Consider the following 14,511-nt stretch of genomic DNA (forward strand, 5'->3'; position numbering starts at 1 on the left):
CATGTCCAGGACACTGTGTCAGCCGGGGCTTCGCCCCGGGCCGGGGGCTTCGCCACCCGGACCCCCGAAAGCTAAGGAGTGACCGTGCCGCCCCAGACAGCGACGTCATCCGCATCCGGCCCTGCCCGGCGCCGGGGCCCGTCGATGGCGGATGTGGCCCGCGAGGCGGGCGTGTCGGGCCAGACGGTCTCCCGGGTCGCCAACGGCAAGACCAATGTGGACGAGGCGACGCGCGAGCGGGTCCTCGCCGCGATGCGCCGGGTCGGCTACCGCCCGAACAGCGCGGCCCGCGCCCTGCGCAACGGCCAGTTCCGCAGCATCGGCGTGATCATTTCCGCCCTCCCGACATTCGGCAACAGCCGCACCCTAGACGCCATCGCGGCGGCGGTCGTGACGGAGGGGTTTTCGATCATCCTGATGCCGGTGACGCGCCCGACGCAGGGCGAGGTGACGGGCGCGTTCAGCACGTTGAACGAGCAGGCGGTCGACGGCGTCATCATCCTCATCGAGCAACACCAGCTTGACCAAAGCGAGATCGAACTGCCACACGGCCTCCCGGTGGTGGTGATCGATTCGAGCGCCCGTTACGACTACCCGGTGGTCGACAACGACCAGGCGGACGGAGCGGCCCGGGCGACGAGCCACCTGCTGTCTTTGGGGCACGCGACGGTCTGGCACATCGCGGGCCCACCGCAGTCCTATTCGGCCGAGCGCCGCCGGAAGTCGTGGCAGGCCACGCTGGAGCGTGCCGGCCGGGTGGTCCCCCCGGTCCTGGTCGGCGACTGGTCCCCGGAGTCGGGCTACCGGGCGGGACTCCAGCTGGCGGCGGACCCGGCGGTGACGGCGGTGTTCGCGGCGAACGACCAGATGGCGTTGGGCGTGCTGCGCGCGTTGCACGAGTCCGGCCGCGCGGTACCGGCTTCGGTGAGCGTGGTGGGGTTCGACGACATGGAGGAGTCAGCCCACTTCTGGCCGCCGTTGACGACGATCCGCCAGTCGTTCGAGGCGGTGGGCCGCCACGCGGTGGAGGCCCTCCTGACCGAGATCGAGACCGGCACGGAGGCCGGGGAGCCGGTGCTGCTGCCGACGGAGCTGGTGATCCGGTCCAGCACCGCACCCCCGCCCGCGTGACCCGGAATTGTCGGTCCCTACCGGTAGAGTGGAAGACGGGGGGCGCCCCCGCGGACTGGCGGAGATCCCGGGAGGCGGCGATGCCGCGGACCGCCGAGAAACGGTGAGCGCAAGTCGCGGGGGTGTCCGCGGATCTGCCAGCGGCCTTGCCGCTTCGCGTAAGCCTGTCTCGTTCTGGGCCGTGCCGATCGAGCCCGGGTCGCCGGCGGTGGTCTGGTGCCGCAGGTCGTGGCCAGTGTCGTGATCGTCGCCCCGATGATCAGCCACTCGCGCACGTCGCTCCCTTTTCGACGCGCGACCCCGGCGCGCCCGGGTGGGGCGGGGTCCACCGGAAAAGTCGCCGCAGGTGCCCGTTTCAGCGCCGGGAGGCGGGGGCATTACCGGCCACCGGACCGGAACCCCCGGTCCCGCGAACGTCGCAGTGGTGTGGACCATTTGGCCGCACCGTGCGGAAAGAGGCCGTCATGCTCGCCATTCTCGCCGCCGTTCTCTTCGGGCTCGCCCTGCTCATGGAGCTCGCGGGGTTCGGGCTGGGCCCGGTGATCACCACCGGGACGCTCACCACCGCCGGGCTGCTCTGCGTCGCCCTGCACCTGGCCGGGATCGCCACCGACCGGTCGCGGTTCACCCGGCGGCGGCGCCGTCGCTGACGCGGCGCAGCACCTGCGCGAACACCTCGGGCGACTGGGCGCCGGCGACGCCGAACCGCTGGTCGATCACGAAGAACGGCACGCCGGTCGCCCCCAGGGCCCTGGCCTGCTCGCCGTCCGCCGCCACCTCGGCTTCGTACCGGTCGGACTCGAGCACGGCGACTGCTGCGGCTTGGTCCAGCCCGGCTTCGGCCGCCAGCTCCACCAGCGACCCGCGGTCGAACAGGGACCGCCGCTCGGTGAAGTGCGCGCGGTAGAACCGGTCGACGACGGCGTCGGCCAGCCCGCTCTCGGCCGCGAGGTGGACCAGGCGGTGGCCGTCGACGGTGTTGCCCATGTGGACACCGTCCAGGTGGTACTCGAGACCGTCGGCGGCCGCGCGCTCCTCCATCTGCGCTTCCATCGCGTCGGCCTCTTCCAGTGTCCGGCCGTACTTTTCGGCGAGCACCTCCCGCGTCGGCCGCGAAGTCCCGCGCGGGAACGACGGGTCGAGCTGGAACGAGTGGTGCACCACCTCGACGTCGGCGCCGAGCTCGGCCACTGCCCGCTCGAAGCGGCGTTTGCCGAGATAACACCAGGGACAGACCAGATCGGACCAGATGTCTACGCGCACGGGACCAAGCTAACCGAAGGGGCGCCGCGCACTTCAAGGTAACCGGCGGCCACCTGCGCGGCGCCGCCGCCCGGCCGCCGAAGCTAGGGTGAGCCGGTGACCGTCTCGACCGAGGACATCGTCCAGCACGCGGCGCGGCTGCTCATGGCCGGCACCCGCCTCGACCTCGGCCGGATGGCGGCCGAACTGGGGATTTCGCGCACGACGTTCTTCCGGCGTGTCGGCAACCGCGACGACCTGATGGGCGCCGGCCTGCGGCTGCTGTCCGACCGGACCTGGCAGCGCGCCCTCGACGGCTGGCGCGCCGGGCACGGCGACGCGGTCCGCACGCCGGCGGGGCGCCTGCGCTGCCTGTGGGTCATGGAGGAGTACCGCCGCGAAGTCGCCGACAGTGAAGGCATGCGCAAGCTGATCGAGGCCGAGTCGAACGTCGCCCTGCGCGTGCTGACCGACCCGCGCGGCGCGGTGCAGCCGGGGCTGGTCGACGCCCACGTCGAGCTGTTCCGGGCCGACGCCGAGGCCGCCGGGCTGACCCCGCTGGTCGGGCTGCCGGACCTGGCGTTCGCGGTGGTCCGGCTCGGCGAGTCGTTCCTGTATTCGGACGTCCTGGCGGCGCGCTCGGTGGACCTGACGGTCGCGACCACCCTGGTGGACACCCTCGTGCGCGGCGCACTGGAGCCGGCCGCCACTCGCTGAGCGACCGCCCAGTCCGTCAACCACTCACCCATCCGGAGGATGTGGAACATTTCGCCGAGGTGTTTCATAGGCAGCGGGGAAGCGGTTACCCCGCAACCCGCACGCGGCACGATTTCCGTTGCCGTGCCACACTTCTGCCGATCCGCCCGTCTGTGTCCGGGCGCGCTTTCACCTGCCCGGGGAAAGAGAGCGATCCATGACCACACTCACCAGCCCGCCGACGTCGTCTGGCTCGGGTGAGAAAATTTCCCGCCGCCGCCCATGGCGCGCCAAGGCCGCCGGCGTCGTGCTGGCCGCCCTGGCCCTGACCACCGGCGTCGCCGCGCCGGCACCCGCCGCCGCGAACCCCTACGAGCGGGGTCCCGACCCGACGACCGCCAGCATCGAAGCCACCCGCGGCTCCTTCGCGACGAGCACGGTCACGGTGTCGCGGCTGGCTGTGTCCGGTTTCGGCGGCGGCACGATCTACTACCCGACGACCACGACCGCGGGCACGTTCGGGGCGATCTCGATCGCGCCCGGCTTCACGGCGACCCAGTCGAGCATCGCCTGGCTGGGCCCGCGCCTGGCCTCGCAGGGGTTCGTGGTGTTCACCATCGACACCCTGACCACCTCCGACCAGCCCGACAGCCGCGGCAGGCAGCTGCTGGCCTCGCTCGACTACCTGACCCAGCAGAGTTCGGTGCGCTCACGCATCGACAGCAGCAGGCTCGGCGTCGTCGGCCACTCGATGGGCGGCGGCGGCACACTGGAGGCGGCGCGGTCACGGCCGTCGCTGCAGGCCGCGGTGCCGCTGACCGGCTGGAACCTGACCAAGAACTGGTCGACGCTGCGCGTGCCGACCCTGGTCGTCGGCGCGCAGTCGGACACCGTCGCACCGGTGGCTTCGCACTCGATCCCGTTCTACACCAGCCTCCCGTCCACTTTGGACCGCGCGTACCTCGAGCTGCGCGGGGCCAGCCACTTCGCCCCGAACTCGCCGAACACGACGATCGCGAAGTACACGCTGTCCTGGCTCAAGCGGTTCATCGACGACGACACCCGCTACGAGCAGTTCCTCTGCCCGCTCCCGGCGACCAGCCTGTCCATTTCGGACTACCGGGGTAACTGCCCGCATAACGGTTAGGGTTCGGCGGGGCCTCCGGGTGCGTGGCGACATTTGCGCCGGTACCCGGGGGCACCGCGGGTACTCCAGGCCAGGCAGCAACCCGCACCGAACCGCTGACCCACCGGCGGCGCAACAGCTACGAAGCCACCGTGACGACCACCTTCCCCCGGGCGTGGCCCGCCTCCTGGTAGTCGAACGCGGCGCGCAGGTCGTCGAACGGGTACGTCCGGTCGATGACCGGTGTCACCGCGCCGGACTCCACGAACTCGGTCAGCTTCCTCAGGACGGCAGCCTTGTCCCGGCACGCCACCGCGTCCGCAAGCACCACGCGCCGCCGGGCGAAGAACGCGGACGCCAATGCTGCGAAGACGTGGCCCGCGGGCTGCAGCCAGCGGCCGGCCGGGCCGCCGACCGCGATGAATGTGCCGTTGCGCGCGAGCACCTTGCGGCACGCGAACACCGAGCGGCTGCCCGCGATGTCCAACACGACGTCGTAGGTGCGGCCGCTCCGGGTGAAGTCCTCTGCCCGGTAGTCGAAGACGTACTCCGCGCCGAGCGAACGGGCCTGCTCGGCGTTGGCCGCGCTGCAGACCGCGTCGACCCGCGCTCCGAGGGCCTTCGCCAGCTGGACCGCGAACGTGCCGACCCCGCCGGAAGCGCCGTTCACCAGCACCCGCTGCCCCGCTTCCACACCCCGCAAGGCGACCACCGCGGTGACCGCCGCCATCGGGATCGCCGCCGCTTGCTCGTACGTCAGATTCACCGGCATCGGGGCCAGCAGGTCCTCGCGTACGCAGACGTACTCGGCGTGGGCGCCCCGGGGTAACAACGCGTAGACGTCGTCGCCCGGGCCGAAGCGGGCACCGGGCGTCTCCACCCGGCCCGCCAGGTCGCACCCGAGGACGCCCACCGGTGGCCGCCGGAGGCCGAAGCCGCCGGTCATCACGCGTGCCACGTACGGCTCTCCTCTCAGGAAGTGCCAGTCGTACGGGTTGACCGAACTCGCCCGGACCCGGACCAGCACCTCTCCTTCGCCGGGCACGGGGTCGGGCACGTCCTCGAGGACCAGGCTCGAAGCTGCGCCGTACACGTGCTGGACCAGGGCCTCCATGCCGCCTCCCAGAATTCTTACGTCGTAAGTCGTACGCTGTAAGTTACGCCGTACAACGTAAGAACGTCAACCGCGTCTTACCTTGTACGATCTTGTGGGTGACGACCGACGCGCGGATGCCCCTCAGCCGCGAGCGCGTCCTGCGCGCTGCGGTCGACCTCGCCGACGCGCACGGGCTGCGGGCCCTGACCATGCGCCGGCTCGCCGAGGAGCTCGGCGCCGAGGCGATGTCGCTCTACTACCACGTCGCCAAGAAGGAAGACGTGCTCGACGGCATCGTCGACGTCGTGGCCCGCGAGATCAACGAGGCCGTCGGCCACGTCGAGCCGTCCCCGGACTGGAAGGCCTCGGTCCGGCAGCGGATCCTGACCGCGCGGCAGGTGTTCCTCCGGCACCGCTGGGCGCCGGAGCTGTTCGAGACGCGGTCGTCGACCAGCACCGAGGTCCTGCGCTACTACGACGCGCTGGTCGGGCTGATGCGCGCCGGCGGATTCTCCTACGACCTGGTGCACCACGCGCTGCACGCCCTCGGCAGCCGCGCGCTCGGCTTCAGCCAGGAACTGTTCGACCCGAGCGCCGGCGAGTCGGCGGACCTGCCGGTGGACGTGACCTGGCAGCTGCCGAACCTGACCGGGATGCTCAGCGAGATCGCGCACGACGACCCGGACTCGACCCTGGGCTGGTGCGACGACCAGGCGGAGTTCGAATTCGGCCTCGACGTCATCCTCGACGGGCTCGACCGGCTGCGGTAGTCCACCGATTGGGACACCCCCGCTCACCGGGGCAGAATCGAACCGTGTCACGTCCTCTGCGGAAGCTCGGCTTCCTGACCATCGGCCTGTTCGACGCCGCCGACCCGCGCCGGGGCCACGAGTCCACCCTGGAGATCATCGAACTGGGCGAACAGCTCGGGTTCGACAGCGCCTGGGTGCGCCACCGGCACCTCCAGTACGGCATCTCCTCGCCGGTCGCCGTGCTGGCCGCCGCGTCGCAGCGGACCAGCCGGATCGAGCTCGGCACCGCCGTGATCCCGCTCGGCTGGGAGAACCCGCTGCGGCTCGCCGAGGACCTCGCCACCGTCGACCTGCTCTCCGGCGGGCGGCTCAACCCGGGGATCAGCGTCGGGCCGCCGATGCGCTGGGACGAGGTCAAGCACGCCCTCTACCCGGACACCGCGGACGTCGAGGACTTCTCCTACGGCCGCGTGGAACGGCTGCTCGGCTTCGTGCGCGGCGAGCCGGCGACGGGCTTCAGCGGCACCGCGGGCTTCGAGGTGTTCTCGGACCGCGTCCAGCCGCAGTCGCCCGGCCTCGGCGACCGCCTCTGGTACGGCGGGGCGAGCCTGCGCTCGGCGGAATGGGCGGGCAAGCACCGGATGAACTTCCTGACCAGCAGCGTGGTCAAGGCCGAAGGCGAGAGCACGGACTTCGCCGGAATCCAGCTCTCGCACATCCGGACGTTCCGCGAGCAGCACCCCGCCGGCCGCATCTCGCAGGGCCTGGTCGTGATCCCCACCGACAACGCGACGCCGGAACAGCGGGCCAAATACCTGGCCTACGCCGAAAAACGGCTGCCCCGCACCAAGGAACCGCAGGGCCCCGCGCGGATGCTCTTCTCCCCCGACTTCGTCGGCACGTCCGCGGAAATCGCCGAGCGGCTGCACGCGCACGAGGCGTTCCGCGAGATCGACGAGGTGGCTTTCGCCCTGCCGTTCACCTTCGAACACGAAGACTACGTGCAGATCCTCACCGACATCGCGGAACGCCTCGGCCCCCTGCTCGGGCGCTAGATCACTGGTTGGTGCCCGGCGTCAGCACCTTGTCGATCACGAAGACCGTCGCGTTCTTCGTGGGGATGTTGCCGCACAGGATCTTCGCGCCGTTGATCGTCATGTTCTCGCCCGAGCCCTCGATCTTCACCGGGCCGCCGGCGGTGTTGAGCGTGTCCACCGAGCCCGCGGCGGCGAGACCCTTGGCGTCGTAACGCTTGCCGACCACGTGGTACTGCAGGATCGGCGCCAGCTCGGCGGGCTTGCCGGCGAGCTCGTTGAACTTGGCGTCGCCCAGCGCGGCGAACGCCGGGTCGGCCGGCGCGAAGACCGTGATGGCCTCCTGGCTGTTCAGCGTGTCGACCAGGTTGGTGGCCTTGACCGCCGCCACCAGCTTGGTCAGCAGCGGGTTGGTCGACGCCGCCGAGGCGACCGGCTGCGGGCCCATCGAGTCCAGCGAACCGGGCGCGGACCCCTGCGGCAGCTGCGAACAGGCCGGGCCGAACACGTCGGCGTTGGTGGTCACGCCGTTGCCGGCCCCGGACGCCATGCTCGACGTGGGCGCCGGCACCGACGACGACGGCATCGAGCTGCTGGAACTGCCCGACGAAGCGGTGTCGCTACCGCTGCACGCGGTCAGCGAAAGGGCGGCGACAGCGGCGACGCCGATTCCGGCGACACGAAGCTTGGTCACGAAAATCACTCCCATATGCGGCTGAAGAACTTCTTCTTGATCGGTATTCGGAGCCATCCCCAAAACAGATTGGCTCCATTCGAGTGATGCGGGTCACCGCGCGGTGAACGCGATGCTGTGCCACCCGGTCGCGCCGTCGGGCACGGTTCCGGCGCGCATTTCGGTCTGCGTGTACCCGCTTTTGTCGGTCGCCCGGCAGGCGACCTGGTGGCCGCCGGGTGCGACATCGAACCCGAGCCACCACATGCGCCAGGTTTCGGCGTTGACTTCGTGGGACAGCATGGCTTCCCGCCACGGACCGTTGTCCATGCGCAGCTCGACCTTCGCGATCCCGGTGTGCTGCGCCCAGGCGATCCCGGCGACCCGCACCTTCCCGGAAGAAACGGTTTCAAACCCCTTCGGCGTATCGATGCGCGATTGTGTCTTGATCGGCGCCTCGCGGCTCCACCCACGTTTCAGCCAATACGCCTGCCGGGCGTCCCAGGTCGTGACTTCGAGGTCGGTCACCCATTTCGTGGCCGACACGTACCCGTACAGGCCGGGAATGACCAGCCGGGCCGGGAAACCGTGCTCGATCGGCAGCGGCTCGCCGTTCATGCCGATCGCGAGCATCGCCCCGCGCGACCGGTCCAGCGCCGCGGCGACCGGGCTGCCCGACGTCCAGCCGTCCACACTGGACGAGAAGAGCTGCTCGGCGCCGGGCCGCACCCCGGCCTCTTCGAGCAGGTCGGCCAGGTCGACGCCGACGAAGTTCGCGGTGGACACGTAGGTGCCGCCGACCTCGTTGGACACGCAGGTCATCGTGATCGTGCGTTCCACCAGCGGCCGGTTCCGGATGTCGCCGTAGCGGTACCGGATTTCGCGGCCGACCAGGCCGTGCAGCCGCAGGCTCCAGTCCTCGGCCCGCACCTGCGGCACGGTCAGCGCGGTGTCCACGCGGTAGAAGCGGTCGTTGCGGGTCAGGAACGTCGGCGTCCCCAGCTTCGCGAAGTCGGCGTCGGCCGGGATCATCGGCGCGGTCCGGGCCGGGACGAGCCGCCCGACCGCTTCGCGCGACGCCGCCGCGTCCCGGCGGCCGGCGAGCAGCTGCCCGCCGAGGCCCGCGACCCCGGCCCCGGCGAGGACACCGGCGCCCGCCAGCAGCACCGTCCGGCGCGAACGATCCGGAGCGAGGTCGAGCCGGTGCAGGAACGCGAACGTGGCCACCCCGGCGACCAGGCTCGCCAGCGGGGCGAGCAGGGCGACCCCGTCGAGGTCGGGCCGCGCGTACACCGCAACCAGGCCGACCAGCCCGAACCCGGTGATCACCACCAGCCCCGGCACCGGCGTGCGGCGCGACAGCAAACCCGCGACCGCCGCGACGAGCACCAGCACCACGGCCATCCCGGACAGCAGCACGAGCTTGTCGTAGGTGCCGAAGGTGCGGACGGCGAAGTCCTTCAGCCACACCGGCGTCAGGTCGATGGCGCCGTTGCCGACCGCCAGGTAGGGCGACGCGTTGACGCCGACGAACCCGGCCACGAGGTGCCCCGCCGCCAGCGCGGCGGCGAGCGCCAAGACCCCGGCCAGGGCGGCCCACCCGCGGCTACGCAAGGGAAATCCTGGTGACGGCGGGGGTGGTCGGGCCGGCCGAGCCACCCGCGGGCTCGACGGTGATCCCGATCCGGTCGACGTCGGGCGGCAGATCGGCCACGAGCATCCGCTGCGACTTCTCGGTCGACATCAGCCCGGCCGAGCGCGCACCGCCGGTGCCGATCAGCCACACCTGGTAGACGTGCCCGGCGTCGAGCGCGGGCAGGTCCGAGGCGAGCAGCACGGCCTGGTGGCGGCTGCGTGAGACGACGAGCGTGGCGTGCCCTTCGCCGACCGCCTGGATCGCGGACGCGTCCGGCGCGCTCAGCACCGAGTCGACGGGCGCGGGTGTCCTGGTGACGCCGAACAGGACCGCGACCAGTGCCGCGGCGGCCGCGCCGAAGAGCGACACGCGCAGCTGCCAGGTCTTGGCCCGGCTCAGCCGCCGCACGACCGGCAGCTTCGGCGGCAGCTGGCGGGTGCGGGCCACGTCGGCGAGCACCAGCAGCTTCAGCTGCGGCGGCGGGTCCACCTCGGCGGCCAGGCCCAGCCGCGCGCCGGTCGCCCGCAGCTCGGCGACCTCCTGGCGGCAGGCGTCGCATTCGCCGAGGTGCCGTTCGAATTCGGCGCGGTCCACATCGGACACCGCGTCCAGGGCGTATGCCCCGGTCAGCATGTGCAGTTCGGCGGTCACCGGTCCACCCCCAGGCAGTCGCGCAGCCGGATCAGGCCGTCGCGGATGCGGGTCTTGACCGTGCCCGGCGCGACCTTCAGCACCTCGGCGACCTCGGGGTAGGTGTAGCCGTTGTAGTAGGCCAGCACGATCGACTCGCGCTGCAGGCCGGTCAGCGCGGCCAGGCACTGCCGCACCCGCTGCTGCTCCAGACCGGCCAAAGTGGACTCGGTGACCTCGTCGAACGGCCGCCGCACGTCCATCAGGCCGGCCCGCTCCTCGCGGTCGACACCGGCCTGGTGCGAGCGCACGCGGTCCACGGCCCGGCGGTGGGCGATGGTCAGCACCCACGACAGCGCGCCGCCGCGCTCCGGTTCGTACCGCGTGGCCTTGCGCCACACCTCCACCAGCACCTCCTGCGTCACCTCCTCGGCCTGCGCGTGGTTGCGCAGCACCCGCGTCGCGAGGCCGAGCACCGGACCGGCGACGACGTCGTACAGCGCCGCGAACGCCGGTTCGTCGCCCGCCGCCACCCGCGCGAGCAGTTCTTCCGCGCTCGGCGGGGGCGCCGGCGCCCCGTCCGGCTGCAGCCGTAGCCGCCCACGCTCACCCATTCGCTGACCTCCACGTCACCCCTGACTTGCCGGGGGTTCGCGACCGGACGGCGAAGCGGACTGGTGTGCGGTGGCCTTTCCCACCCGGACGGCGCAAATCCGGCGCCGGGACCCATCCGGCGCGCGTGCGGCTCCGAATTTCAGGTGCGGCAGGGTTCAGTCACCGGCAATGACCGTGCGTGAGGGAGTTGCCCGTTCGGCCACGCGGACGGTGACCTCGGACACTTCTTGATCACCCCAGAGTGTGAAAGTTATTCGGAACGCTGGGCGTTGAACTGACTATGGGTTATCCCTGGAACCAGACGAAGTTAACCGACGAGTAGCAAAGGCGGTCCCATGACCGACCCGAACAGCGTGATCAGCGCCCGCATCGACTTCGCCCTGCGCACCTTCGGTGCCGGGCCACGACCGGTGCCGGCCGAGCTGGAGTACGACACCCTCGACCCGTACGCGGTCGCCGTGGTGCTGCACGCCGGCCCGAGCGCGGTCCGGTGGCTTTTCGGCCGCGATCTCCTGTCCGACGGCCTCCTCGCCCGCTGCGGCGACGGCGACGTGCGCATCGGCCCCGCCGGCGACCCCGCGCTGGTCGTCGTGGAGCTGAGCTCCCCGGACGGCGCCGCGGTGCTCGAAGCGCCCGCGAAGGAGATCGCAGCCTTCCTCGACCGGACCTACGACGTCGTCCCGGCCGGCAGCGAGAGCGACTGGTTCGACTTCGACGAGGAAATGGAAAAGCTTTCCTACCAGGACTGAGTACCGTCCACGAGCGTGAGCTTCTTCCTGACGAGGGTCCTGGCCGCGCTCGACGACGGTGGTGACCGGCCGCTCTTCGTCCAAGACGGCGTCACCACCCACCACCAGGCCCGCGACCGGCTGCGCCGCCTGCACGGCGGCCTCGGCGACGTCGAAACCCTCGCCGTCGACCTGCGCAACCGGCCCGAAACCGTCCTCGTCCAGCTGGCGGGGCTCCTCCGCGGCGCGACCGTGCTCATGGTCCCGGCCTCGGCGCCGAAAGCAGACCGGCTCGCCGCGGCGAGCGGCGCCACCGTCGTCACCGACCGTCCGGAGGCCTGGCCCGCGGGCGACGTCCGCACCCTCGACGACCTCGACGGCGAGCCCGAGCCGCTGAATCCGCCGGAGACCGTCCGCCTCCTCTTCCCCACCGGCGGCACCACCGGCACCCCGAAGCTGATCCGCCACAGCGGCATCTACGACGGTATGGCGTACATCTTCACGCCGTCGGAGGACGGCCCGGGCCGCACGCTGCTGGTCGCCCCGATGACGCACATGACCGGCAACGCGACCGCGCTCGGCACGCTGCTGCGGCAGGACACCCTCGTCATCCACGACGGATTCGACGCAGGAGCCGTCCTTGAAGCGATTGAGGAACACCGCATCGACGCGCTCTCCCTGACCCCGCCGCGGCTGGCCGCGCTCCTGGACCACCCGGCGAGGAAGAGCACCGACCTCAGCAGCGTCCGCTCGCTGTCCCTCGGCGCCGCACCGCTGCCGCCGCACCGGCTCGCCCAGGCCCTCGAGGTCTTCGGCCCGGTCGTCGGGCAGGGCTACGGCCTCACCGAGGCGCCGATGATCGCGAGCATCTCGGCCGCCGAGCTGACCGGCCGCCCGGACCGGCTCGGCTCGGTCGGCCGGATCGTGCCCGGCATGGAGGCCCGCATCACCGGCGACGGCGAGGTCGAGGTGCGCGGACTGTCCATGATGGACGGTTACCTCGGCGGACCGGAGGTCGGCGCGGGCTGGCTGCGCACCGGCGACCTCGGCCGCTTCGACGACGAGGGTTACCTCTACCTGCTCGACCGCGCCGACGACGTCGTCGTGGTCGGCGAGCACGGCACGAAGGTCCCCACGACCGTCGTCGAACACGCGCTGGAGACGCACCCGGCGGTGCGGAACGCCGCCGTGTTCGGCCACGGCGACCGGCTGCACGCAGTCGTCGTCGCGACGGGCGAAGTCACGGCAGCCGACCTGAAGGCGCACGCGTGGGACGCCTTCGGCCAGGAGCACTACGTCCCGGCGAGGGTGGACTTCGCCGACGCGCTGCCGCTCACCGACGTCGGCAAGGTCGACAAGCGGGCCCTCGCTCAGCTCGTGACGGCACCGTAGGACGACGACCGCACCAGCTTGACGTACTTGCCGAGCACGCCCTCCGGGAACTTGTTCGGCAGCGGCTCCCAGCCTTCCCGGCGCCGGGCCAGCTCGGCCGCGTCGACCAGCAGGTCGATGCTGCGCGCCTTGATGTCGACGGCGATCCGGTCACCGGTGCGCACGAACGCGATCGGGCCGCCGTCGACGGCCTCCGGTGCGACGTGGCCGATGCACAGGCCGGTGGTGCCGCCGGAGAACCGCCCGTCGGTCAGCAGCAGGACATCGCGGCCGAGCCCGGCACCCTTGATCGCCGCGGTGATGGCGAGCATCTCCCGCATGCCCGGGCCGCCCTTGGGGCCTTCGTAGCGGATGACGACGACGTCGCCGGCCTCGATCCGGCCCTCGTTCAGCGCCGTCATCGCCTCCTGCTCGCGCTCGAACACGCGCGCCGGGCCCTCGAAGTTGGCCGTGTCGAAGCCCGCGGACTTCACGACGGCGCCTTCGGGGGCGAGCGAGCCGCGGAGGATGGTGATGCCGCCGGTCGGGTGCAGCGGGTTGTCCAGGGTGCGCAGGACGTCGCCGTCGATCGGGTCCGGGTCGAGCTCGGCGAGGTTCTCGGCCACCGTGCGCCCGGTGACGGTCAGCGCGTCGCCGTGGATGAGCCCCTCGTCGAGCAGGGCCTTCATCAGCACCGGGATGCCGCCGTGCCGGTCGATGTCGTTCATGACGTACCGGCCGAACGGCTTGAGGTCGCCCAGGTGCGGCACGCGGTCGCCGACGGCGTTGAAGTCGTCGAGCGTCAGCGGAACCTTCGCCTCGTGCGCGATGGCCAGCAGGTGCAGCACGGCGTTGGTCGAACCACCGAGGGCCATCACGACGGTGATGGCGTTCTCGAACGCCTCCCGCGTGAGGATGTCCCGCGCGGTGATGCCCTTTTCGAGCAGCCCGACCACGGCTTCGCCGGACAGGTGCGCGTAGTGGTCGCGGCGGCGGTCCGCGGACGGCGGCGCGGCCGACCCCGGCATGCTCATCCCCATCGCTTCGGCCGCCGACGCCATCGTGTTCGCCGTGTACATCCCGCCGCAGGCGCCCTCACCGGGGCAGATGGCGCGTTCGATGCGGTCGAGGTCGTCGGTCTTGAGCCGCCCGGCCCGGCACGCGCCGACCGCCTCGAAGGCGTCGATGAGCGTGACGTCCTTCTCGGTGCCGTCGGTGAGCTTCACCCAGCCGGGGGCGATCGTGCCCGCGTAGAGGAACACCGACGCCAGGTCGAGGCGCGCGGCGGCCATCAGCATGCCCGGCAGCGACTTGTCGCAGCCGGCCAGGAGGATCGAGCCGTCGAGCCGCTCGGCCTGCATCACCGTCTCGACCGAGTCGGCGATGACCTCGCGGGAGACCAGCGAGAAGTGCATGCCGTCGTGGCCCATGGAGATGCCGTCGGACACCGAGATGGTGCCGAACTGCAGCGGGTAGCCGCCGGCCGCGTGCACGCCTTCCTTCGACGCCTGGGCCAGCCGGTCCAGCGACAGGTTGCACGGCGTGATCTCGTTCCACGAGCTGGCGACCCCGATGATCGGTTTCCGCCAGTCGCCGTCCCCCATCCCGACGGCGCGGAGCATGCCGCGCGCGGGCGCGGCCTCGATGCCGTCGGTCACCGTGCGGCTGCGGGGCTTCGGGTCGATCGTCATCGCGGGCCTCCGATACGACGTTCGGGCGCTGGTCATGTTACCAACGGACGCGCGGTCCGCTGGCCGGAACGATTTCCTGTCCGCGCGCGG

The 14,511-nt window shown here is 71.5% G+C and carries 15 protein-coding genes; 8 read left to right on the forward strand and 7 right to left on the reverse strand.

The window, feature by feature from the left end; genetic code table 11:
• Positions 1–144: 144 nt before the first annotated feature.
• Entirely contained in the window at positions 145–1,131 is a 987-nt protein-coding gene (locus AB0J55_RS27295; RefSeq protein WP_364254207.1) for a LacI family DNA-binding transcriptional regulator, read from the forward strand.
• 464 nt (positions 1,132–1,595) lie between these two features.
• The gene (locus AB0J55_RS27300; protein ID WP_364254210.1) at positions 1,596–1,781 is read left to right on the forward strand and encodes a hypothetical protein; all 186 of its coding nucleotides are present in this window, start codon (positions 1,596–1,598) and stop codon (positions 1,779–1,781) included.
• Here AB0J55_RS27300 and AB0J55_RS27305 read toward each other — a convergent pair.
• Positions 1,756–2,394: a DsbA family oxidoreductase gene (locus AB0J55_RS27305; protein WP_364254213.1), complete on the reverse strand. Its 639-nt coding sequence runs from the start codon at positions 2,392–2,394 to the stop codon at positions 1,756–1,758. The genes AB0J55_RS27300 and AB0J55_RS27305 overlap by 26 nt on opposite strands.
• 96 nt (positions 2,395–2,490) lie before the next feature.
• On the opposite strand from AB0J55_RS27305, the gene AB0J55_RS27310 reads away from it, so the two are divergent.
• Both AB0J55_RS27310 and AB0J55_RS27315 read left to right on the forward strand, forming a co-directional pair.
• The gene (locus AB0J55_RS27310; RefSeq protein ID WP_364254216.1) at positions 2,491–3,090 is read left to right on the forward strand and encodes a QsdR family transcriptional regulator; all 600 of its coding nucleotides are present in this window, start codon (positions 2,491–2,493) and stop codon (positions 3,088–3,090) included.
• Between the two features lie 196 nt (positions 3,091–3,286).
• A complete protein-coding gene (locus AB0J55_RS27315; protein WP_364254219.1) occupies positions 3,287–4,216 on the forward strand; it encodes an alpha/beta hydrolase in 930 nt (309 codons plus the stop codon).
• A gap of 118 nt (positions 4,217–4,334) precedes the next feature.
• Here the strand turns inward: AB0J55_RS27315 and AB0J55_RS27320 are convergent, their stop codons facing one another.
• Positions 4,335–5,309, reverse strand: a complete 975-nt coding sequence (locus AB0J55_RS27320; RefSeq protein WP_364254222.1) for an NAD(P)-dependent alcohol dehydrogenase — start codon at positions 5,307–5,309, stop codon at positions 4,335–4,337.
• A gap of 98 nt (positions 5,310–5,407) precedes the next feature.
• Between AB0J55_RS27320 and AB0J55_RS27325 the strand changes: the two genes are divergently transcribed.
• Together AB0J55_RS27325 and AB0J55_RS27330 are read left to right on the forward strand one after the other, a co-directional pair.
• Positions 5,408–6,061 (forward strand): TetR/AcrR family transcriptional regulator C-terminal domain-containing protein, encoded by a 654-nt coding sequence (locus tag AB0J55_RS27325; protein WP_364254225.1) that lies wholly within the window; start codon positions 5,408–5,410, stop codon positions 6,059–6,061.
• 44 nt (positions 6,062–6,105) lie between these two features.
• Positions 6,106–7,098, forward strand: coding sequence for an LLM class flavin-dependent oxidoreductase (locus AB0J55_RS27330; RefSeq protein ID WP_364254227.1), 993 nt, complete (start codon positions 6,106–6,108; stop codon positions 7,096–7,098).
• Position 7,099: 1 nt separating this feature from the next.
• On the opposite strand, the gene AB0J55_RS27335 is transcribed toward AB0J55_RS27330, so the two are convergent.
• The 4 genes from AB0J55_RS27335 to sigK form a co-directional block, all read right to left on the reverse strand.
• Entirely contained in the window at positions 7,100–7,771 is a 672-nt protein-coding gene (locus tag AB0J55_RS27335) for a fasciclin domain-containing protein (protein ID WP_364254230.1), read from the reverse strand.
• Positions 7,772–7,864: 93 nt separating this feature from the next.
• Entirely contained in the window at positions 7,865–9,364 is a 1,500-nt protein-coding gene (locus AB0J55_RS27340; protein ID WP_364254233.1) for a molybdopterin-dependent oxidoreductase, read from the reverse strand.
• Positions 9,357–10,037 (reverse strand): anti-sigma factor, encoded by a 681-nt coding sequence (locus tag AB0J55_RS27345; RefSeq protein ID WP_364254236.1) that lies wholly within the window; start codon positions 10,035–10,037, stop codon positions 9,357–9,359. Before AB0J55_RS27345 ends, AB0J55_RS27340 begins: the two co-directional genes overlap by 8 nt.
• Complete coding sequence (gene sigK / locus AB0J55_RS27350; RefSeq protein ID WP_364254239.1) at positions 10,034–10,630, reverse strand: ECF RNA polymerase sigma factor SigK; 597 nt, start codon at positions 10,628–10,630, stop codon at positions 10,034–10,036. The genes AB0J55_RS27345 and sigK overlap by 4 nt, the downstream gene beginning before the upstream one ends.
• Before the next feature lie 336 nt (positions 10,631–10,966).
• On the opposite strand from sigK, the gene AB0J55_RS27355 reads away from it, so the two are divergent.
• Together AB0J55_RS27355 and AB0J55_RS27360 are read left to right on the forward strand one after the other, a co-directional pair.
• Positions 10,967–11,380, forward strand: a complete 414-nt coding sequence (locus AB0J55_RS27355; protein ID WP_364254242.1) for an SsgA family sporulation/cell division regulator — start codon at positions 10,967–10,969, stop codon at positions 11,378–11,380.
• Between the two features lie 15 nt (positions 11,381–11,395).
• The gene (locus AB0J55_RS27360; protein WP_364254244.1) at positions 11,396–12,751 is read left to right on the forward strand and encodes a fatty acid--CoA ligase family protein; all 1,356 of its coding nucleotides are present in this window, start codon (positions 11,396–11,398) and stop codon (positions 12,749–12,751) included.
• Here AB0J55_RS27360 and ilvD read toward each other — a convergent pair.
• A complete protein-coding gene (gene ilvD, locus AB0J55_RS27365; RefSeq protein WP_364254247.1) occupies positions 12,730–14,421 on the reverse strand; it encodes a dihydroxy-acid dehydratase in 1,692 nt (563 codons plus the stop codon). The genes AB0J55_RS27360 and ilvD overlap by 22 nt on opposite strands.
• Between the last annotated feature and the right edge of the window lie 90 nt (positions 14,422–14,511).

Source organism: Amycolatopsis sp. NPDC049688 (assembly GCF_040674975.1).
Lineage (GTDB): Bacteria > Actinomycetota > Actinomycetes > Mycobacteriales > Pseudonocardiaceae > Amycolatopsis.